This window comes from Mesorhizobium sp. CA8 (assembly GCF_020164955.1).
GTDB lineage: Bacteria > Pseudomonadota > Alphaproteobacteria > Rhizobiales > Rhizobiaceae > Mesorhizobium.
The window spans coordinates 1-20,096 of the sequence record NZ_JAIUHG010000046.1 but is presented as its reverse complement, the minus strand read 5'-3'; the positions used below and the strand labels follow the sequence as shown (position 1 = coordinate 20,096).

Here is a 20,096-nt window from a genome sequence, read left to right as displayed (position 1 = left end):
AACCATCGAGGCAACCGAATGCAAGAACTACTTCGAAAACGCCGGATACGCTTTCGTCAAAACATGAAAGACTCTAGTCTTATCCATCATTGTAAATACTGAGAAAATCCCGCCAACCTGCTTTTCGATCCTGGGCTTCGCCGGAACATGCTCCGGCCCGCGCGTTAAACGCCAACCACAAGCGCTCCGCCGGTCAGGCCGGCTCCAGCCGCTGTGAGTAGCAATTTCTCGCCAGGCTGAAAGGGATCGGCACGGGACGCGACCGACAGTGACAACGGAATCGTTGCGGCTGACGAATTGCCGTATTCGGCGATGGTTTTGACCATCCGCTCATCGGCAATGCCGAGCGACTTGCCGACCGCGTTGAAGATGCGGGCGTTCGCCTGGTGCGGCACGAAACGGGCGACTTCCGACGCCGAAAGACTGGCCGCAGCCAACGCTTCCGTGGAACAGCGGCTCATCATCTCGACAGCCCTGGCGAAGACTTCACGGCCATTCGCGATGGTCATACGGGTTTCGGCGACGTCGATCTCTTCCGCGAAGGGACGGTTGCTGCCGCCCGCCGGAACGTGGATCAGGCCGTAAGCCGAACCGTCCGAGGCAAATGAGGAGCCGAGGATGCCGTGGCCGGGATCGCTGGACGGGGCGAGCACGACCGCGCCCGCAGCATCGGCGAACAGCACGGCGCTAGCCCGCTCGGCCGGGTTGATCCGGCGGCTCAGTATGTTGGCTGCAATGACGACGGCCGGCTTGTTGTGCAGGCGCACGAAGCCGTCGGCGAAGGTCATGGCATAGATGAATCCGGCGCAGGCGCCCGCCAGGTCGACCCCGCCGGCCTTTTCGAGGCCGAGCCTGTGCGCCACCAACGGCGCGCTCGGCGGCAGCAGATGGTCAGGCGTCGAAGTCGCCAGAAGCAGCAGGCCGATCTCGTTGCGGTCGACGCCAGCGGCCCGCAGCGCTATGTCGCCCGCCTTTGCTGCCAGTCCGGACAGCGTGTCGCCGGGTTCCGCGCAGAAACGCGAGCGAATGCCGGTTCGCCCCTCGATCCAGCCGGCCTCCAGCCCCAGGCTTGCCTCGATTTCGGCATTGCCGACCTTTCGAGCCGGCACGTGATGGCCAAGGCCTATGATGCGCGCCGTGCGGTTCATCTTTTGCCGCCCGCAAGCCCGGCCGCCTCGTCTATTGTCGCGTAGAGACGGTCGAGCTCGCCCGACGTCACGCAATAGGGCGGCAGCGCATAGATAACGTTGCCAAGGGGTCTCACCAGTAATCCGCGCTCGAGGCAGAAGGCGCGCAGTTTCGGGCCGACCTCCGCGAGATAGCCGGCGTTGCCGACACTGAGGTCGAGGGCGGCGATGGTGCCGGTCGTGCGCACATTCTCGAAACGCGGGTCCTGGCTGAATTGTGCAACCTTTTCCGCCTGTATCTGCGACAGGACGGCGACGTGTTCCGCCACGGGTTCGTTACGCCACATGCCGACATTCGCCAGTGCGGCCGCGCAGGCGATCGGGTTCGCCGTGTACGAGCTAGAATGAAAGAACGTCCTGGCCCGATCCTGGGAATAATGTGCACGAAAAATCGCGTCGGTGGCGAGCGTCGCCGCGAGCGGCAATGAGCCGCCGGTCAGCCCCTTGGACGTGCACAATATGTCGGGCGCGATCGCAGCCTGCTCGCAGGCGAACATGGTGCCGGTGCGGCCCCAGCCGGTCATGACTTCGTCGGCGATAAAAAGCGTTTCGGAGCGCTCGGCAATGCGCTTGAGTTCGGCGAGAACTGAAGCCGGGTACATCAGCATACCGCCGGCGCCGAGCACCAGCGGCTCGACAATCAATGCGGCAACCTCTCGGTCGCGCGCCAGCCGTTCGAAGGCATCGAGCGTTTCCTGCTCGCGGCCGGCGGCAGGGAAGGGGATGGTGTCGACCTCAAACAGCAGAGGCTCGTAAGCGGCGTTGAAAACGCCGCGCGCCCCGACGCTCATCGTGCCGATGGTGTCGCCGTGATAGCTGTGCTCCATGACGACGATGCGCGAGCGCGGCGTGCCGTTGTTGCGGTGAAAGCCGAGCGCCATTTTCAGCGCCACCTCGACGCTGGTCGAGCCGCTGTCGGAGAAGAAGACCCAGTCGAGGCCCGCTGGTGTCATTTCGACCAGCGCTGAAGCCAATCGCTCGGCCGGCTCGTGGCTGAGGCCGGCGAAGATCACCTGGTCGAGTGTTTCGGTGGCGTTGCGGATCGCCTCCACGATCTTCGGATGGCGGTGGCCGTGGGTGATGACCCACCAGGAGGAGATCGCATCGAGGATGCGCTTGCCTTCCCGCGTCTCGACGTAGGCGCCTTCGGTGCGCGCGATCATCGGCGGCGCCGGCTCGGTAGCATGTTGGGTGAAGGGATGCCAGACAGCGGAGCGGCTCATGCTCGGATCTCCATGAAGTCGGCGATTTTAAATGCGGCCTGCATAGCCGCGGAAAGCACCTCAGGCGTCAGTGGGTCGAGACGCGGCAGGCGGCCAAGCATACGTACGTTGCCCATTTCGGCGATCGTCCTTTGCGTATCGGCCATCTCGTCGCCGATGAAGGCGATGCCAAGCAAAGGGATGGAGCGGACACGCAAAGCCTCGACCGAAAGCAGGGTGTGGTTGATCGTGCCGAGGCCGGTGCGGGCGCAAAGAATGACCGGTAGTTGCCATTCCCGGAAAATATCGATGAACCTTGTCTGCCGATTGAGCGGCACCATCAGCCCGCCGGCTCCTTCGATGATGAGCGGGCCAGGCAACTCCGATAGCGAGAGCTTCGCAGCCTCGATCGCGACGCCGTCGATTTCGGCAGACCGATGCGGCGATAAAGGGGTTTTCAGACGGTAGACTTCCGGCAGGACGCGCCCCGAAGGTAGGCCAGAAAGCCGGGCAACGACTTCGCTGTCGGTCTCCTCGTCGAGACCCGACTGAACCGGCTTCCAGTAGAAGCCGTCGAGCAAGCCCGCAAGACCGGCCGCAAACACAGTTTTGCCGATTCCGGTGTCGGTGCCGGTCACGATGAAGCGCGCCGTCATTGCCTGCGCGCCCATTCCTCGGAAAGCGCATCGAACAGCGCCGAGACGTCGTCCTCGCCGACATTCAGCGTCAGCGAGATCCTGAGCCTTGCCGTGCCTTCTGGTACCGTCGGCGGGCGGATGCCGCGCACATCGAAGCCGCGCGCTTGCAAAGCCTGCGCCAGAGTCATGGTGCGGGCATTGTCGCCGACGACGACCGGCAGGATCTGCGAACCGCTCACAGGCAAGCCAAGCTCCTCGGCTCTCTTGCCTGCAAGCGCGGCCAGCCCTGCCAGCCGTTCGCGGCGCTCGGGCTCGTCAGCGACGATGTCGAGCGCCGTTGCCGCCGCCACGGCCATCAGCGGCGAGGGCGCGGTGGCGTAGATGAACGGGCGGCAGCGGTTGACGAGATAGTCGCATAGCGCCGCCGGCGCGGTAACCAGCGCGCCGGATGCGCCAAGCGCCTTGCCGCAGGTGTGCAGCACAACGACGTTGTCGCGGCCTTCGAGGTCGTGCGCGAAACCGCGCCCATCCGGGCCGTAGACGCCGGTGGCATGCGCCTCGTCGACAAACAGGAATGCGTCGTGGCGGTCCGCGACCGCGATCAGTTCAGCGATCGGAGCCCGGTCACCATCCATGCTGTAGAGGCTCTCGACCACGATCCAGGGTCGGCCGGTCCCACCCAATGCCCGCCAGGCTACGATGGCGTCGTCCACAGCGCCCGCATCATTGTGCGCAACTACCACGGCTTCTGCGCGGGTGACCCCCGCGCCCTCATGCGCGCTGGAATGGATGAGCTCGTCCAGCACGACCAGATCGCCCTTCTGGGGCAAAGTCGTGAGCACCGCGAAATTGGCGATGTAGCCGCCGCCGAAAAACAGCGCGCGCTCAGCTCCGAAAAACTCGGCCGCCTTGGCTTCGAGCGCCTCGTGCTCGGGATCGTTGCCGCGCAGCAGCCGCGAGCCCGTCGCCCCGACGGGCGTGCCAGCAGCGAGCGCCGCTGCGACCGCCTCCGCTATTCGCTTCGAGCGCGCCAAGCCCAGATAGTCGTTGGAGGCGAAGTCGAGACCCGAGCGGGGGCCCAAGGTCCGCAATCGGCCCTTGCGGGCCAGCCCACGCAGGCTGGCGTCGTAACGCTCGAGCAAAGCTCGCCCGTTCACTCCCGCTCCATCGGCTTGATGCCCAGCCGGCGGAACAGCGCACTGTCCTTATCCTCGCCCGGATTCTCGGCGGTCAGCAATGTGTCACCGACAAAGATCGAGTTGGCGCCGGCGAAGAAGCACAGCGCCTGCATCTCGTCACTCATCGCCGTGCGGCCGGCCGAGAGCCGCACATGCGACGCCGGCATCATGATGCGGGCGAGCGCGATGGTGCGCACGAATTCGATCGGTTCGATGGAGGCGGCCTCGCCAAGCGGCGTGCCCTCGATCGGGATAAGCATATTGATCGGCACGCTGTCGGGCGGCTCCGGCAGGTTGGCCAAAGTCACCAGCATGTCGATGCGGTCGGCCTTTTCCTCGCCCATGCCGACGATGCCGCCGCAGCAGACCTTGATGCCGCTGTCGCGGACGTTGGCCAGCGTGTCGAGCCGGTCGGCGAAGGTCCGGGTCGAGATGATCTCGCTGTAGTAGCGCTCGGAGGTGTCGATGTTGTGGTTGTAATAATCGAGGCCGGCCTGCTTGAGCCGCTGCGCCTGATCTAAGTCGAGCATGCCGAGCGTCATACAGGTCTCCATGCCGAGCGCCTTCACGCCCTCGACCATGGCGACCACCGCATCCATGTCGCGCTCCTTGGGGCTGCGCCATGCGGCCCCCATGCAATAGCGCGTGGCGCCGGCGTCGCGCGCCTTCCTGGCCTCGGCGATGACGCGCTGAACCTCCATCAGCTTCGAGGCCTTGAGGCCTGACTGATGATGCGAGGACTGGCTGCAATAGCCGCAATCCTCGGGACAGCCACCAGTCTTGATCGAAAGCAGGCGCGACAGCTGCACCCTGTTGGGATCGAAATTCTCGCGTTGGATCGTCTGGGCTCGGAAGAGCAGGTCGTTGAAGGGCAGGTCGTAAACTGCCTGTGCCGTATCCCGGTCCCAATGTGGGAAGCTTGGGTTGATCGCCCCAACGGTCTTGTCCAAATGTGGCTGCGGGTTCATTCCACCTCCGCTTCGAGGGTTCCACTGGCGGCCACCAATTGGAGTGCCCGCCGGGGCCAATTCTATTTGGCAACAAGCGCGGGTATTGGGAGCGGCTTGTTAGCGACGTCGAGTATCGAAAAGCTGTAGCATCCGGCTGCATCGCGCTCGACGGAGTAGGTCAGGCGGTCGACGACGCGATTGTTCTTGTCGAAAGTCAGTACGCGCGGCTTGAGCGCGGTCAACTCCCTCTCGTGCACGTAGACCGAGTTGCAGATGATGACCTGATCGCCCGGCTGGCAGGTGCGGGCCGCGGCGCCATTAAGGATGCAACAGCGCGATCCGCGCTCGCCGAGTATGACATAGGTCGAGATCCGGGCGCCGGAGTGTTTGTTCCAGATCTCGACGAATTCCATCGGCAGGACGCCCGCCTCCTCGCAATGGTCGGGATCGAGCGTGATCGAGCCATGGTAGTCGAGGTTAGCCTCGGTGACATGGATGCCGTGCAGCTTGCCGGAAACGATTTTACGCATTTCTCTTCCTCCAGAACGGCTTGCAATCCTGTGCCACCTGTGTGTCGCGTGCTCGGTCGTCCTCGCCGCCTATCGCGTGGGTTTCTTCGCTCTGAGCGTATGAACGCTCCCTTCTGATCTCGTCACAGGATTGGGTGAAGGCGGCGTCCAGTAGGCAACCGAGGGTTTCCAGTCCGTGAGAGGCAGCCATCTGGCGCAGTTCGTCGAGCCGGCAGACGATAAAGCCAAGTGCTTCCATGCGGTCTTTTGTTTGCTCCTGGCCTGTTGCGCCGTCCTCGCCAGTCGAACTGTTTGGTCGTGCAGCTAGCAGGCTTGCGTCGGCGGTCGACGGAACTGACGACGTGCTGGCGCAAGTTAGTTTGCGGCCAAAGGAGTTCCTGCGATTCCGGTTCATGTCCTCTCCCTCAGTTCAGATGCCTGCTGCAATTCCGGTCGGCGGGCATATCGAGGCCGATGTCGAGGATGGGAGCGCTGTGGGTGAGCCAGCCGACCGAGATAAGGTCGACGCCGGTCGCCGCAATTGCCGGAGCCGTTTTCGGTGTCACCCGACCCGACGCCTCGGTGATAGTCCGGCCGCCGACCATCGCCACGGCCTGGGCGAGGTCCTGGAGGGACATGTTGTCGAAGAGCACCGCGTCGACTCCAGCCTTGAGCGCCATCTCGAGCTGGTTCAGCGTGTCGACTTCGACCTCGATCTTCACCATATGGCCAACCGCGCCGCGCGCGCGCTCGATTGCGGTGCGGATGTCGCCGGCAACGGCGATGTGGTTGTCCTTGATGAGCACGGCGTCGTCGAGCGCGAAGCGGTGATTGGCGCCGCCGCCTGCGCGCACCGCATATTTTTCCAAGGCACGCAGGCCGGGTGTCGTCTTTCGCGTGCATACGATCTTTGCATTATGGCCGCGCACCGCGTTTACGAGCGCCGCTGTAGCCGTTGCAATGCCGCTTAGCTTGCACAGGAAATTGAGCGCCGTCCGCTCGGCCGTTAGCAGGCTGCGCGCCGGCCCGTTCACAATCGCAATGGTTTCTCCGGCCGACACTTTGCCGCCCTCGGGACACCGCAACTGCATGTTGATTCCGGGATCGACCAGCAGGAAGGCAAACATGACCAGATCGAGCCCGGCAACAACGCCGGCGTGCCTGGCATTCAGCGCAAATGTGGCTTTTCGATCGGCCGGGATGATTGAGTCGCTGGTGATGTCGCCGGCTCTGCCCAGATCTTCCAGAAGGGCACTGCGCACAATCGGTTCCATGATGATCTGGGGAAGCGGTGAAAGTGAAGTCATATTTAACGGCTCCGTTCGGCTGCTTGCCAGTTGAGCGCGACGGCAGTCTCGAAGGCGCTGCAGAGCGTCAGCCGAGAGGGGAGGGCGCTAGCCTCGCGCGTTGGGAAATCGGATCGAAAATGCGATCCACGGCTCTCCTGGCGCCGAAGGGCGGCGGTCGCGATCAGCAGTGCCACAAGGGCCGGGTCGGCCGCCGCCGTCTCGCCAACGGCGATCGGCAACAGTGTCGCAACTGCTGCGCGCAGAGCGGTTCCGTGGCGGATAATACCCAGCGCATTGGAGACGAGTTGGCGAATGGAAGAAGGGTCCGGACGCACCGGAACGGTTTCGGGAAGCCTTGGCCACTGCCAGCCGGAGTATGTGCCGGCGACACTTGCCGCCACCCAGGCGGCGGTCGCAACGGCTTCGGTCAGAGAGTTGCTGGCCAGCCGGTTGGCGCCGTGCAGCCCGGTGCACGCGACCTCGCCACAGGCCCAGAGCCCGCCAACGGAACTACGCCCCTCGACGTCGACGGCCACTCCGCCCATGTGATAGTGGGCCGCAGGACGCACCGGGATCGGCTCCACGGCCGGATCGATACCGGCCTGCTTGCAAGCTGCGTCGATCGCCGGGAAGCGCTTGACGAATTTCGGGCCGAGGCAGCGCCGGGCGTCGAGATAGACGCGGCGGCCGGCGGCGAGTTCGTACGAGATCGCCCGCGCAACAACATCGCGCGAAGCAAGTTCGGCACCTGGCGTATCGGCAAGGAAACGATGGCCCTGATCGTCCACCAGCACAGCACCTTCACCACGCACCGCTTCGCTTAAGAGCGGCATCGGTCGACGCGGGTTATCGAGGGCCGTCGGATGGAATTGCACGAATTCCAGATCGGCGAGCTCCGCGCCGGCGCAGGCGGCAAGCGCAAGGCCATGGCCATAAGAGGAAAGCGGATTCGTCGTATCGCTAAAGAGTCCGCCAATCCCGCCGGTTGCAAGGACCACACGACGGGTCGGGAATGCGACCACGCCTGAATGCTGGACGGCCAGCAAGCCCACAGTGCCACCTTCGGCGACAACGAGGCGAAGGGCTGTGATGCCTTCCATGATCCTGATCGAGCGTGTCCGGCGCGCGACGGCGAGCAGCACACGAAACAGCTCCCGGCCGGTGGCATCGCCGGCGGCATGCACGATGCGGCGGCGCGAATGCGCCGCCTCCAGGCCGAGCCGCAGCTTGCTGTTGAACGACCGGTCGAACGGGACACCGAGACGAATGAGGTTGTAGATGGCTTGAGGCACAGCCTCAACGACGCGCTTGGCTATCGCTTCATTGCAAAGCCCATCGCCGGCGGCAAGCGTATCCGCCAGATGCAGTTCAGGGCTGTCGTCCTCCCCCAGACTCGCTGCAAGCCCGCCTTGGGCAAGTGTGCTTGAGGCGTCCGTCCCGAGCGGCGACCTGGACAAAAGAACGACTGGCTGCGGCGCCAGATGAAGCGCCGTCATCAGGCCGGCGATGCCTGCGCCTATGATGACCGGAGCCCCATCGATGTCCTGGATGTCTGGCGTCATACGAAAAGCATGCGCTCGACTGCCCAACGAGCTCGCTCGGCAACAGCTGGATCGATCGTGACGACGTGACGGTTCTCCTCGAGTGCGGCGCGAATGTTGGCGAGCGTGATGCGCTTCATGTGCGGGCAGAGATTGCAGGGGCGCACGAAATCGACGTCGGGATGCTCGACGGCGACGTTGTCGCTCATCGAACATTCCGTCATCAGTACCACACGCGCCGGCTTGTGCCGTCCGACATAGTCGGACATCGCCGCGGTCGAGCCCGCGAAATCCGCTGCCGCGACAACCTCCGGCGGGCACTCGGGATGGGCAAGCACGGTGATGCCGGGGTGCCCCTGGCGCAGCTCGCTTATGTCGGCGGGGCTGAAGCGCTCATGGACTTCGCAATGCCCCTTCCAGGCGATAATCTGGACGTCGGTCTGGGCGGCGATGTTCTGCGCCAGATACTCGTCCGGCAGCATGATCACTCGTGGCGCGCCGAGGGATTCCACGATCGCCAGCGCGTTGCCCGAGGTGCAGCAGATGTCAGATTCTGCTTTCACTGCGGCGGCGGTGTTGACGTAGGTCACGACCGGCACGCCGGGATAGCGTTGCCGCATCAAGCGCACGTCGGACGCGGTGATGGAGTCGGCCAGCGAGCAGCCGGCGCCGGGATCCGGGATGAGCACAGTCTTGCCCGGATTGAGGAGCTTGGCCGTTTCGGCCATGAAATGCACGCCGGCCAGCACGATGACGTCCGCGTCGACCGTCATTGCCTTGCGGGCGAGCGCCAGGCTGTCGCCGACTATGTCGGCCACGCAATGGAATATCTCGGGCGTCTGGTAGTTATGCGCCAGGATGACGGCATTGCGCTTTCGCTTCAGCGCGAGAATGGCTTCGATGTCGTCGGCAAAGGCAGGCCATTCGATCGGCGGAATCACCCGCCGGACCCGCTCATAGAGGGACGCGGTCGTAGGTAACGCGCCGATCATCCGCGCCTCCGCTTATATTCCGAGTGACGATAAGCCGGATATATCTACGTTGACTATAAGGGTGTCAAGACCGCGTCAGCGGCAATTTTGTCCCAACAACGGCCCGTTCATCGAGAACGGCATGGCGGAAGCGATAAAGCTTTGCTGGCCGGCCGCCCGTATCGAGAGACGTATCGCCGGTCTCCTCAACTAGCTCTTGCTGCTCGACCAGCCTGCGGAAGTTCGGCTTGTTGATGAGCCTCCCAGCCAAGGCTTCCACGGCCCGCTGCAGCTGGAGCAGCGTGAAGGTCGGGCGCATGAGTTCGAACACAACCGGCCGGTATTTGATCTTGGAGCGCAGACGCGCAATGCCCGTCGCCAGGATCCGGCGATGGTCGGCAACCATGGCTCTGCCCGAAACGGAAGCGGCAGGGACGGACTTCCGATCTCCCCCAGCCTCTTCGACGAGCGCGGCTTCATAGAGCAGTTCGTAGCGCTGGAGCGCGAGCTCCTCGTTCCAGGGACGGTCATCAAAGGCAAAGGCGATCGCGGCGCGCTGGCGGCGCTCGCGCCGTGCCGCGGCGTTCTCGGCGCTCTTCGCCCAGGCAAGCAGGCGCGGCCGCAACAAGCCAAGGGCTTCCGGCGCGCCGGAGCGGTGATCCTCCCACGGAAAATACTCGTACCAGCTACCCCAGTGCGACTTGCGCGGCGCGGCAATAGCTTCCTGCCGGGTCAGCGCCAGGTAGCTGATAGAGATGTTGCGCTGCTCGCTCTTTGCGCCGATCCGGTCACGATCGGCAAAGGTGTAGAGTTGCTCGATATAGCCCAGCGGATGACCAGTCTGCTGTTCGACCCAGTCCCTTAAGCCCGACTGCAGCGATCGGTGACTGAACTCGAAGGGGCCGGAAGGAAGGGAACCCCGCTGCCCGACGGTAAGAACGCAAGGCTCGCGGTCGCTGACGGCAGCGACCACGGCGATCAGATCCACGTTGATCGCGCGTCTCTTGCGGGACGTAATCGATTTTCTAAGTCCTGTTGCCTGGTCGTGCATGGTCTCGAACGGGGTGAAGCTCTGCCTAAACCGATTTAAACAAAATTGACCGATGCGGGGCCGCGCGTCAACCGCGTTCCCTTGCGGCCGCTTTGGTCGTCGCATTTGCATAAAACGATGCCAAACGCGACACCCGCCACGGGTAACGCGGAGGAAGGAAGCAACTATCGATGGAGCCGCTGACACAAAGGCCGATCGCCTCGCCCGTCAGCAAAGCGTCGAGATGGTTCTTCAACGCCCAACCGTCGAACCTGGGGACGGAACATGGGCAGTGTGAAATCGTACGCGGCCATTATCAACCAAAACAGCGACCGCCGAACTGATGACGATTCAGCGAGCCGCCATCGTTAGTAGCTGCTCTCTGCCACAAGCTGCGCCAATTCGGTGAGATAGGGGTGTGATGGGGAAAAGCGCGGCATCAGGTCACGCCCCAGGGCAGCGGTGGCGAGCGAGGAAAGCGCGAACAAAATCGTGCTCTGGATCAGTTCGCTTCAGATGCCGCCCATGCAGAGATATTTCATTTCCAGGTAGTCCTCGAGCCCGTGGCGGGAACCCTCGCGCCCTATGCCGGATTGCTTTATGCCGCCGAAGGGCGCGGCTTCGGAGGACATGCGGCCGGTGTTGATGCCAACCATGCCATATTCCAGGGCCTCGGCCACACGCCAGACACGCTTCAGGTTCGAGGCATGAAATAGGCGGCTAGGCCGTAGATCGTGTCATTTGCCTCGTGCACGACCTGATCCGGATCATCGAAGCAAATAATCGGAGCCAACGGCCCGAATGTCTCGTCCTGCGCAATCGTCATCTCTCTGGAGACTTGGGTGAGGACCGTGGGTTGGAAGAGTGTGCCATCCTTGCCAATGCGTGTGCCACCGCAGCGAATTGCACCACCCTTTGCAACGGCGTCGGCGATATGGATTCGATCTTGGCCAGGGCATATCTGTCAATCAACGGCCCGATGGCAACGTCGGGATCGAAACCGTCACCAACATGAAGTTGGCGAACCCGTTTCACGAATTTTTCGACAAATTGATCGTGAACGCCCGATTGGACATAAAGGCGATTTGCGGAAACACAGGTCTGGCCGGCATTGCGGAACTTCGCCTGGATCGCACCCTCGACCGCAGCGTCGACATCGGCATCGTCAAAGACGATGAACGGTGCATTTCCTCCTAGCTCCAGGCTGACCTTCTTGATCTGATCGGAGCGAGCCGCCCGACCTCGGTCGACCCGGTGAAGCTAATCTTGCGGACCTTCACTTTGGCGCAGAGTTCACGGCCGACCGCGTCGCCTTCTGAAGCGTAGACCAGATTGACGACGCCTTCGGGGAAGCCAGCCTCGTGGGCGAGGGCGAACATTGCGCCCGCCACGTGCGGTGTTTGTCGGCATCGCATCGGTGCCATGGGGCGTTTTCGTAGAGTGAGCCTCAATGGGCGTTGGCCCTGTTGAGCGAGATGAGGCGTATGAATGATCGGACCCAGGGGCGAGGCTCCTGCCACAACGGCGATCGCCGGATCTACCCCGTCGCATGTGGGCGCGACATTAGAGCCGCTTCGGCATCCACGCTATGCATTGTTCGAGGCGTGCTAGTCGAGCCTTCTGCGAACGAAGCTCGTGACCAACGTTTTGCAGCTTGGATTTGCCTTTGGACGCGGCCGCATTATAAGTTCGCATTCAAGCCACACTATTCGATCTCGAATTTGCTGAGCCTCAGCCTGCCGTATATCTCTAATCCAACCTGGGCCGCGCATATTCAATGCTCACCATCCATGCAGAATGCGTAGCATCCGAAAACTAACGCCCGCAGATTCGAAAGCCTCGAATTTTAACCGTCGCTAAAATTCATCGCTCAGTCAGCTACTGGCCCGCCGTCGCGGCCTTGAACGGCGACGGATGGCCGTTCCTTCCCCTCAGCGTCAAAAATAAACTTCCTCTACCGCTTGCCGCCTCGCTGCTCACGTGACGGCCGACGCATCGTACCGGCTCTCGCGAAGAACGACGCACAGATCAAAGACTGTGTTGTTTTGGCCTGGGATTGGCAAACGTTTAGGCGCGACGGCAGCAGCAATCGCCGTGCGCGAAGCGCTCGCCCGAAACCATGTCCCTTCCGTTCAGATAAATCGCCGGCAGGCAGGCCCGACCGCGCCTGAATCGCGCCGGAGCGTAGCCGCAGGCGCACTGAAATCGGCATGGCCTACAAGGCCGAGCCGCTATCTGCCGCCGGCACCATTCGCTACTATGCCGAGGCCATCGACAGGTCTATGGCGAGATCGCGCCGACGGCCGACAATGTGCTGGGCTTAATCCAGAAGGAGCCGCTCGGCGTCGTCGGTATCATCGTGCCGTGGAACTTCCCGCTGATGATCGGCGCCTGGAAGATCGCGCCGGCCTTAGCCGCTGGCAATTCCATCGTCGTCAAGCCGCCGGAAATAGCGTCGCTGACTTTGCTGCGGCTGGCCGAGCTTGCTTCCGAAGCTGGTCTGCCGGAGGGCGTCTTCAATGTCGTCACGGTCGCGGCAAGGGAGCCGGCGAGGCTCTCGGCCTGGACATGGATGTTGACGCCATCGCCTTCACCGGCTCCGGTCCGGTTGGTCGCCGCCTGCTCGAATATTCCGCCCGCTCCAATCTCAAGCGCGTCTTCCTCGAGCTTGGCGGCAAGTCGCCCAACATCGTCTTTGCCGATGCGCCGGATTTGCATTAGGCGGCGGTAGTGTCGGCCAACGGCATCTTCCGCAATTCCGGACAGGTCTGCGTCGCCGGCTCGCGCCTGCTGGTCCAGGCCTCGGTCTATGACCGCTTCCTGGACGAACTGCTCAAGGCGACCACAAAGCTGAAGGTCGGCGATCCTCTCGATCTGCCGAGCGATGTCGGCGCGGTGTCGAGCGCCGAACAGCTGACCAAGAATCTCGGCTTTGTCGCCAAGGCCTCGGCGGAGGGCGCCCGCCTCCTCACCGGCGGCGAGCGCATCCTCACCGAGACCGGCGGCAGCTACATGGCGCCGACAATCTTCGAGAACGTGACCGAGACAATGGAGCTTGCACGCGAGGAAGTGTTCGGTCCGGTGCTTGGTGTCATGCGCTTCGACACTGAGGAAGAGGCGGTGCGGCTTGCCAATGCGACCGTCCAATGGCCTTGCGTCGGCGGTGTGGACCTCGAACCTGTCGAGAGCGCATCGCATGGTGCGCGCCATCAATGCCGGTGTCGTCCATGTCAACACCTATGGCGGCGCCGACGTCACCGTGCCGCTCGGCGGATTCAAGCAGTCCGGCTTCGGTCGCGACAAGTCGCTTCACGCCATCGAGAAATACACGAACCTCAAGACGGCGTGAATCAATCTCGGATCGTAGCTTCCAAACCACCTCCAGATTGTGCAGGACCCTGGCGTGCTCTGATTGGCGCATTTCATACCAAGACGCCGCGACGGCTAGGCAAGTGAGATCATTTTGGCGATGTGAGCGAAATCTCGTTCCGCGGCCTTACGATCATAATGAGGGCGATCCGGAACCGCATAGCCATGGTTTGCTCCGGGATGGATTTCGATCGCCAAATCGACCTTGTCCCGATCGAACGCGGCCCGGACTCTTTTGATCTTTTCAGGCGGCGTGTAGGGATCGCCAGACCCAAACCCGAAATAGAGGTCACCTCGAATGCTCTTCTTCATCGAGGCACGGGCCTTGGGTGCCTGCGGCAACATGTCTGTACCATGAAGACAAGCCATCACGCGAAAGTCGTCCGCGTAGCGTTCTGCCACACGAAGAACGTGCCTCGCTCCCATACAGAAACCGACGGCGACGAAGGACGTCGCCCTAGGTGCGAAGTCCTTCTTTAAGCAACGCAGCATCGCACCCGTGGAGGAAACGACATCTTCGTCCGACAGCTTGTCACCTAGCCCCAGAAGGCGATTTTCAGATTCCTTGGCGACCATATCCGGCAAATCATCGGTCGTCCCGATCCTATATCCGAAAGCCTCATAGAAGTTGGGCACTACCACTGTCACACCAAGTTCGGCGATAGTCCTGGCAATCGTCACCATGGATTTTCGCACTCCCCAAATATCGGGAAAGACCACTACCAGCGGCCTCGGATTGGTGGTGTCGGGGGCAGCCAGAACAATTTCAAAAGGGCATTGCAGAAGCGAAACGTTGATCATGAAGTCCGCGCTGTGGTAGTTTGGATATGATGTTCGCCGGTTATGCGAACCACCACCGTTCGTGGTTCTTCTCGCCATCCATTGGAAAGTCGCTGCCCACCACCGCGCCGGTCTGGATTCTTGAGTCGACCGCGCAGATCACGTTCGCGAACATCGGGATGACGGTTCCGCCGTCATCCCGCAGTATTTCTTGCAAGTCCGCATACAAGCCCGCGCGCTTGTTGTTGTCGAGTTCACTTCGTGCCGCAGCGAGAAGCTGGTCAAACCGCACGTTCTTCCAATTCGTATCGTTGGCGCTTGCATCGCTCGCGTAGACCTCGGACAGGATCCAGTCTGCTGTCGTCCGGCCGGTCCAGAAGCAGGCGCTCCACGGCTTGTGGCGCCACACGGACCCCCAATAGCCATCGTTGGGTTCTCGCACGACTTTGATCTTTATGCCCGCTTTCTCGGCATGGATCTGATAAAGCTGAGCTGCATCAATAGCCCCAGCAAAGGCCGCATCGGCAGCATGGAGATCAAGCGAAATATCGCCTAAACCTGCCTTCTTCATATGGAACTTCGCCTTATCGGGGTCGTAGACGGTTTGAGCGAGTTCCTTCGCAAAGAAGGGCTGGTTTCTTCCGATGGGATGGTCGTTGCCGACGTAACCGTGTCCACGCAGGATCTTCTTGACCATCTCATCGCGATTGACGCCGAACTTGAGCGCCTGCCGAAGGTCCGCGTTATCGAACGGACTGACATTCGTGAGCATTGGGAACGTGTAGTGGGTGTTCCCCGACACTTCGATGATCTTCAGCGTGGAGAGCTTGGACGCCGCCGCAAGGACCCTGAAGTCTGGTGATTCGATCGCATCCACCCGTCCCGACTGGAGCGCTGAAAACCTTGCCGCATCATCCGGTACGTTGAGGGTCTCGACCTCGTCGAAATAGGGCTTGCCCGGCTTGAAGTAGTTTGGGTTACGCTTGGTCGTCGCCCTGACGCCAGCCTGCCAGGAAGTGAGTATGTAAGGCCCAGTTCCGATGCCTTTGTCCCAAGCGGCGCCCGTTGTCCCTTCTGGCCCCACGGCCAATTTGAAGAAGGCCAGCACGTAAGGGAAATCGACGTTCGGTCCCTTGAGGCTGATGCGCACGGTGTCTCCGCCATCGGCCTTGATATCGGTCACCGATGACATGATGCCCACGGCTTGCGACTTCGTGCCGGGGCCTCGATGTTGGTTCAAGCTGTAGATGACGTCCTCGGGCGTCAGCGACTTGCCGTTGTGAAATTCGACGCCCTTCCTGAGTTTGAATAACCACTGCGCGCCCCCCGCTGCCGGCTCGAAACTTTCAGCAAGCTCGCCGATCAATTCGCCTGTCGGAGAAACTTCGGTAAGCGTGCTTCTTATCTGGGTGCTGACGTTCCAGGGGTGGCTATCGGTCAACTGCCCCGGCCAAAGCGAGTCGGAAGTTGCCCCGCCTTTAAGAGCCTGGCGAAACTTGCCGCCTCTTTTCGGTTCCGCCGCCCGGGCCTTTGATCCGATCAAGTTTGACGTTGCGGCCGCCAGGCCGAGGGCGCCGGCAGCCTTGATGAAGTCGCGCCGACTTCCCATGCTATCGCGCGAGAACTTCGTATGCGTGATCATGCTTTCCTCCCAGATTGCCGGGCGCGCAGTCGAGTAGTCGACTAGCCGACCGACACAGTCGTTTTAAGTATCCCGATTTTTTCCACTTCAAGCTCGACCACATCCCCCGCCTTGAGAGGCGGCAGACCCTGCTCGAGCAGGCAGCCCCCGCCAAGCGTCCCTGAGCCAATGATGTCTCCTGGAAGCAGGGTTTCATCCCTTGAGATGAACTCGATGATTGTGTCCCAACGCCAGTGCGCGTCGCCGGTTTTTCCCCTTGCGAGCTCGGTTCCGTTCAAGCGCGCCGACATGGTCAAACAGTATGGATCACCGATCTCATCCAGCGTGACCAGGGCAGGACCTATTACGGTTCCGGTGTTGAAGTCCTTGCCCTTGGCAGGCCCAAGGCCCACTGCCATCTCGACCTTCTGAAGGTCACGAGCGCTGAAGTCATTGTAGATGACGAAGCCAGCGATGTGGCTCATTGCGTCGGCAGCCTTGATGGAACTTCCGCGGCGGCCAATGACTGCGGCATATTCCAGCTCGAAGTCGAGCCAGCTGCTTTGCGACGGGCAAAGAACGACGCCATCGGGGCCGGATATCGATGTCGGCGCCACCTTATAGTAGGCAGGTATTTGGTACCATTCCTCGGGGACCGTTCGCCCGATCGCTTTGTAACCGTTCGTGACATGCTGTTCGAAAGCCATGCAGTCTCGGACCGTTCGAGGTCGCGGCACTGGAGCAAGCAGTTGCACCTGCGGCGTCGGCCAGACAACCCTTGCTCCGTCCTGCAAGGTATCGCCCGGGGCGCGAGCAGCCCATTCAAGAGCCTGCCGTGCGGCTTTCATGCTTACGGACCCACCTTCGAGGAAGGCGGTCATATCAGTCGGCACCAAGGCCGCCGCCATACGGTCAATGCCAACCATGTCGACCGCATCGTTCTCTAGAAGCCAGCCGCGATACGCCAGTTGAAGATCAACGACGGCGTCGCCCTGAACTGCGCCAAGTCGTTCAGCTCGGCCAAGTGGGGTGGAGATGGCATACGTGACAAGCTTCATGAATTCTCGTCCCGTTGGCGAAAGAGGTTTGCAAGGTTGATTGAGTGTTGCTTTTCAAGCCGGGAATAATCTTCCGCGGTGGCGACCTTGACGGGCAGGGGTATCCCGTAGAGTTCTCCGGCGAGCAGGGAGGCGATCGCAATTTGCGGGTCCGGGCGCCGCACCACGATGGCGGCAGGGCCAAACCCGCGCCTGACCGCATCGATCAGGATCGATGCACCACTCGAAGAGCCGTGGGTGCCTGGCAAGATCATGACTTTTCCAGCTATGGACTGCCCCCGCTGCGGGTGAGCTCCATCCGTGATGGTGCCGTCCTGAGGATCCAGGCCGCCCCAGAGGTTGATCGGCTTTTCGAGGACTACGACGGGGAGAGTGTCTGCGGTCATGGGTCAGTTCCACGCATGCCGGTCCAAGGATACGCGGCCACGAACTGCCGATTCGATGCATTCCCTGGTGGTGCCAAGGCATGCGTTGACCTTCAACGTGTTGGGCGCGCGAAATGCCCATTTCGAGGAATTGGACATCAGCAACCCCGGCGCTTCGTCGAGCATTCCGGGGATATAGGAACAGGTATCGACGATGATTTCCGCGCCGGCTTGCGTGATGAGGTTTTCAAGCTTTTCGTCACGGAGCTTGCGTAGCGTGTGCCTGTTGGTGGTGATTATCAGTCGGACGTTCCCTGAGACCTTGCGACCATCGAGCAGGTCTATCACCTCCCGAAACTCGGCGAGGCTCATATGCGGAGTGCCGAGGCAGACTGCTGTCAGTTGGGCTGACCGGTCCCCCAGCAACTGGTTGCGGAGAATTGCGATCTGCTTGGCGTCAATCGAGACGCGTTCCTCAGGCTCTGCTCCGCCGAACGCCTCCTCGCAGCTCGCGGCTTCCGGTGTCAGGCCCACCGCATGAAACATGGCAAGGCCGCTGACCACCGACGCCGCTGCACCGAAGTGTCGTAGGCTGTTGCTGTTCGTCGCCTTGGGCATGCCTAGCAAGACCGGGATCCGATCCTTAGCGGCGCAGCCAACGGCAAGGCCCAGAAGATTGCACCAGACCTGCAACTCGAAGCGATCTTCGGGCGCGCCGAGAACCTCCACCAGCAAGCTGCCGTGTCTGTTTTCATCCCGATGCAGGCCGAAATTCGGGACGCGACCCGTTATCGCTGCACTGATGTCGATGAACTCGCCGTACTTGTTGGTTCTGGCGCCAAGCACCGAGTTTGCATACATCACGGCGTTCGATTCCGCCCAGGCAATCTGGTCACCCCGTTTGGGCACCGACGGCAAATCGTAGGGAGCGCAAGTGAACGTCGGTCGACAGCCCAAGGCCGTGTAAAGGTGCATCAGCCGAGCCCCGTCTGCGCATTCGGCAGAGAATGAAGAATAACGCCGACTCAGCAGGTCCGGGCACCCATTGTTGAACAGGCACGCCGGAGGAGCGGTAGAGTTCAACGTGGTGGTCACGCTGACTCGCGCTTCGGCCGCGGCAAGCTTTTCGGCGAAATCGAGGCTGGGCTGACCATTGTAGAAGCAGCCAGTTATGTGCGCTGAAGAGACATCGATCAGGTTCGGCGCATCGAGAGACTCAGCCATTCCGACGACAAGCTTCATGGCCAGGGCGGCGCCATCGCCGTTTTGGCCGTCCAGCGTCCTGAGATCGTGATCCGTCAAAGCTACCATGGCGCTCGCCTGCTGTTGCTTCAGGCTGGGGCGGTTCTTTGCAAACCACAAACGATATCTTATTGAAGGGACTTAAACGGAAATTTGTCGACCGCACATGAAGAGACTGCCCGGGCTAACAACGCTCTATGTGTTCGAATGCGCGGCTCGCCATTTGAATTTCTCCAGGGCGGCGGCGGAGTTGAATGTTACGCCCGCTGCCGTGAGCAACCAGATCCGCCAACTTGAAAAGGAGATCGGCTCGACGCTTTTTGAACGCAATGCCCGATCGCTGAAGCTTACCGAGAACGGAGAGTTGCTTCTTGTCAGCGCTCAGGACGCCTTCATGCTGCTGCGGCGTGCTACAAACTGGATTGGCGAGGCGAAGCGCCGAACCTTGAGCCTCACCACTTCGCCCTCCTTTGCCACAAAATGGCTGGTCCCCCGTTTAGGCGCGTTCTGTCTCCAGCATCCGGAGATAGAACTAAGGCTGGACGTATCTGATCAGAACGTTCCGCTAAGTGAAAAAGGCCCTCACTTGTCCGTCAGATTCGGCGCAGTTCCGCCTGACGGACTGCATGCCGAACAACTCTTTGACGAATGGATATCGCCCGTTTGCGCGCCGAGCGTGCTGGATGCCAACCCCGAGCTTTCCGACCCGCAGAGCTTGAAGACGCAGCATCTTATCCATGTCGACTGGCGTGGCAAAAACGATGCTTGGCCGGACTGGCACTCCTGGTTGCTTGCCGCGGGTGTACATGATGTGGATGTCAAGCGCGGGCTGCACGTTTCGCAAACCTATCTCGCGCTTGAGGCTGCTATTCAGGGCCAGGGGATCGTTCTGGGAAACTCAACCCTTGTTGGGGACGACATCAAGGCTGGCCGCCTGGTCCACCTGTATCCGCATTCGCTGAGCCTCTCCTCGAGGTTCGCTTATCGATTGCTGACGCCACCGACGATCCTCGATCGACCGGTCGTCCGGTCGTTCCGGACGTGGCTGCTGGATGAAGTCAGAGCTGCAAAGGGTGCCCGCTGATGCTGCGCTAGACGTCATGTTCCGAGGCGGAGATCGGTGGCCCGCCCTTTCGTGCGATTAAAAGACGAGGGTTGCTCGGATG

The 20,096-nt window shown here is 61.6% G+C and carries 17 protein-coding genes and 2 pseudogenes; 2 read left to right on the top strand and 17 right to left on the bottom strand.

The window, feature by feature from the left end; genetic code table 11:
• Positions 1-164: 164 nt before the first annotated feature.
• The 12 genes and pseudogenes from LB553_RS29920 to LB553_RS29865 form a co-directional block, all read right to left on the bottom strand.
• Complete coding sequence (locus LB553_RS29920; RefSeq protein ID WP_224518555.1) at positions 165-1,148, bottom strand: beta-ketoacyl-ACP synthase III; 984 nt, start codon at positions 1,146-1,148, stop codon at positions 165-167.
• Positions 1,145-2,410 carry an adenosylmethionine--8-amino-7-oxononanoate transaminase gene (locus LB553_RS29915; protein ID WP_224518554.1) on the bottom strand — a complete coding sequence of 422 codons (1,266 nt, stop codon included), beginning with the start codon at positions 2,408-2,410 and terminating at the stop codon, positions 1,145-1,147. The genes LB553_RS29920 and LB553_RS29915 overlap by 4 nt, the downstream gene beginning before the upstream one ends.
• Entirely contained in the window at positions 2,407-3,045 is a 639-nt protein-coding gene (gene bioD / locus LB553_RS29910) for a dethiobiotin synthase (RefSeq protein WP_224518553.1), read from the bottom strand. Before bioD ends, LB553_RS29915 begins: the two co-directional genes overlap by 4 nt.
• Positions 3,042-4,184 carry an 8-amino-7-oxononanoate synthase gene (locus LB553_RS29905; protein ID WP_224518552.1) on the bottom strand — a complete coding sequence of 381 codons (1,143 nt, stop codon included), beginning with the start codon at positions 4,182-4,184 and terminating at the stop codon, positions 3,042-3,044. Before LB553_RS29905 ends, bioD begins: the two co-directional genes overlap by 4 nt.
• The gene (bioB, locus tag LB553_RS29900) at positions 4,181-5,173 is read right to left on the bottom strand and encodes a biotin synthase BioB (protein ID WP_224518551.1); all 993 of its coding nucleotides are present in this window, start codon (positions 5,171-5,173) and stop codon (positions 4,181-4,183) included. The genes LB553_RS29905 and bioB overlap by 4 nt, the downstream gene beginning before the upstream one ends.
• Positions 5,174-5,235: 62 nt before the next feature.
• Positions 5,236-5,685 (bottom strand): aspartate 1-decarboxylase, encoded by a 450-nt coding sequence (gene panD / locus LB553_RS29895; RefSeq protein WP_224518550.1) that lies wholly within the window; start codon positions 5,683-5,685, stop codon positions 5,236-5,238.
• A complete protein-coding gene (locus LB553_RS29890; RefSeq protein ID WP_224518549.1) occupies positions 5,678-6,079 on the bottom strand; it encodes a hypothetical protein in 402 nt (133 codons plus the stop codon). The genes panD and LB553_RS29890 overlap by 8 nt, the downstream gene beginning before the upstream one ends.
• Before the next feature lie 10 nt (positions 6,080-6,089).
• Complete coding sequence (gene nadC / locus LB553_RS29885; RefSeq protein ID WP_224518548.1) at positions 6,090-6,971, bottom strand: carboxylating nicotinate-nucleotide diphosphorylase; 882 nt, start codon at positions 6,969-6,971, stop codon at positions 6,090-6,092.
• A gap of 2 nt (positions 6,972-6,973) precedes the next feature.
• On the bottom strand, positions 6,974-8,515 hold the full coding sequence (locus LB553_RS29880; protein ID WP_224518547.1) for an L-aspartate oxidase: 1,542 nt from the start codon (positions 8,513-8,515) through the stop codon (positions 6,974-6,976).
• Complete coding sequence (gene nadA, locus LB553_RS29875) at positions 8,512-9,486, bottom strand: quinolinate synthase NadA (protein ID WP_224518546.1); 975 nt, start codon at positions 9,484-9,486, stop codon at positions 8,512-8,514. Before nadA ends, LB553_RS29880 begins: the two co-directional genes overlap by 4 nt.
• A 64-nt stretch (positions 9,487-9,550) precedes the next feature.
• Positions 9,551-10,516, bottom strand: a complete 966-nt coding sequence (locus LB553_RS29870; RefSeq protein ID WP_224518545.1) for an NUDIX hydrolase — start codon at positions 10,514-10,516, stop codon at positions 9,551-9,553.
• Between the two features lie 491 nt (positions 10,517-11,007).
• Positions 11,008-11,898 (bottom strand): annotated as a pseudogene (locus LB553_RS29865) (aldehyde dehydrogenase family protein); the annotation flags it as partial.
• 795 nt (positions 11,899-12,693) lie between these two features.
• Between LB553_RS29865 and LB553_RS29860 the strand changes: the two are divergent.
• A pseudogene (locus LB553_RS29860) lies at positions 12,694-13,844 on the top strand (aldehyde dehydrogenase family protein); the annotation flags it as partial.
• 95 nt (positions 13,845-13,939) lie between these two features.
• Here LB553_RS29860 and LB553_RS29855 read toward each other — a convergent pair.
• The 5 genes from LB553_RS29855 to LB553_RS29835 are packed head-to-tail and all read right to left on the bottom strand — an operon-like array spanning position 13,940 to position 18,999.
• A complete protein-coding gene (locus tag LB553_RS29855) occupies positions 13,940-14,665 on the bottom strand; it encodes a dienelactone hydrolase family protein (protein ID WP_224518544.1) in 726 nt (241 codons plus the stop codon).
• A gap of 40 nt (positions 14,666-14,705) precedes the next feature.
• Complete coding sequence (locus LB553_RS29850; protein WP_224518543.1) at positions 14,706-16,286, bottom strand: ABC transporter substrate-binding protein; 1,581 nt, start codon at positions 16,284-16,286, stop codon at positions 14,706-14,708.
• 41 nt (positions 16,287-16,327) lie between these two features.
• Positions 16,328-17,323 (bottom strand): fumarylacetoacetate hydrolase family protein, encoded by a 996-nt coding sequence (locus LB553_RS29845; RefSeq protein ID WP_224518542.1) that lies wholly within the window; start codon positions 17,321-17,323, stop codon positions 16,328-16,330.
• A complete protein-coding gene (locus LB553_RS29840; RefSeq protein ID WP_224518541.1) occupies positions 17,320-17,709 on the bottom strand; it encodes an aconitase X swivel domain-containing protein in 390 nt (129 codons plus the stop codon). Before LB553_RS29840 ends, LB553_RS29845 begins: the two co-directional genes overlap by 4 nt.
• Before the next feature lie 3 nt (positions 17,710-17,712).
• Complete coding sequence (locus LB553_RS29835) at positions 17,713-18,999, bottom strand: aconitase X (RefSeq protein WP_224518540.1); 1,287 nt, start codon at positions 18,997-18,999, stop codon at positions 17,713-17,715.
• A 97-nt stretch (positions 19,000-19,096) separates the two neighbouring features.
• Here LB553_RS29835 and gcvA point away from each other — a divergent pair, with 97 nt between their 5' ends.
• Positions 19,097-20,014, top strand: a complete 918-nt coding sequence (gcvA, locus tag LB553_RS29830; RefSeq protein WP_224518539.1) for a transcriptional regulator GcvA — start codon at positions 19,097-19,099, stop codon at positions 20,012-20,014.
• Positions 20,015-20,096 lie beyond the last annotated feature (82 nt).